Raw genomic sequence first — 861 nt, 5'->3', positions numbered from 1 at the left:
AATGACTAATTTGAAAGCAGTTATTCCGGTAGCGGGCCTCGGGATGCACATGTTGCCTGCCACGAAGGCAATCCCTAAAGAGATGCTGCCGATCGTAGACAAGCCGATGATTCAATACATTGTCGACGAGATTGTAGCTGCTGGCATTAAAGAAATCGTTCTGGTAACGCATGCGTCAAAGAATGCAGTAGAAAACCACTTCGATACATCTTATGAACTCGAATCGTTGCTTGAGCAGCGCGTCAAGCGCCAGTTGCTGGCTGAAGTGCAGTCCATCTGTCCTCCAGGCGTGACTATCATGAACGTTCGCCAGGCGCAATTACTCGGTCTTGGTCATTCAATTCTTTGTGCTCGCCCAATTATCGGGGACAACCCGTTCGTCGTTGTATTACCGGACGTCGTTCTGGATACAGCAAGTGCGGACCCTCTGCGCTACAATCTGGCTGCCATGGTTGCTCGTTTTAATGAAACCGGGCGCAGTCAGGTGCTGGCTAAGCGTATGGATGGTGATCTGTCGGAGTATTCCGTTATTCAGACCAAAGAGCCTTTGGACAACGAAGGTAAAGTCAGCCGTATCATTGAATTCATTGAGAAACCAGATCAGCCGCAAACGCTGGATTCCGATCTGATGGCGGTAGGGCGCTATGTGCTTTCGGCTGATATTTGGGCTGAATTAGAGCATACACAACCTGGCGCGTGGGGACGTATTCAGTTAACAGATGCGATTGCAGAGCTGGCGAAAAAACAGTCTGTCGATGCCATGTTAATGACGGGCGACAGTTACGACTGCGGTAAAAAAATGGGTTATATGCAGGCGTTCGTTAAGTATGGTTTGCGTAATCTGAAGGAAGGGGCTAAGTT

General features: G+C 49.1%; 1 protein-coding gene. It reads left to right on the top strand.

The features are described 5' to 3' along the window. Position 1: 1 nt before the first annotated feature. Positions 2–861, top strand: an 860-nt coding sequence (galF, locus tag JSN25_RS19175) for a UTP--glucose-1-phosphate uridylyltransferase GalF (RefSeq protein ID WP_204525254.1), incomplete at its 3' end; no start/stop codon positions are given.

It is taken from the genome of Citrobacter cronae (genome assembly GCF_016893685.1).
GTDB classification, from domain to species: Bacteria; Pseudomonadota; Gammaproteobacteria; order Enterobacterales; family Enterobacteriaceae; genus Citrobacter; species Citrobacter werkmanii.
This window is presented reverse-complemented; position numbering and strand designations above follow the sequence as displayed.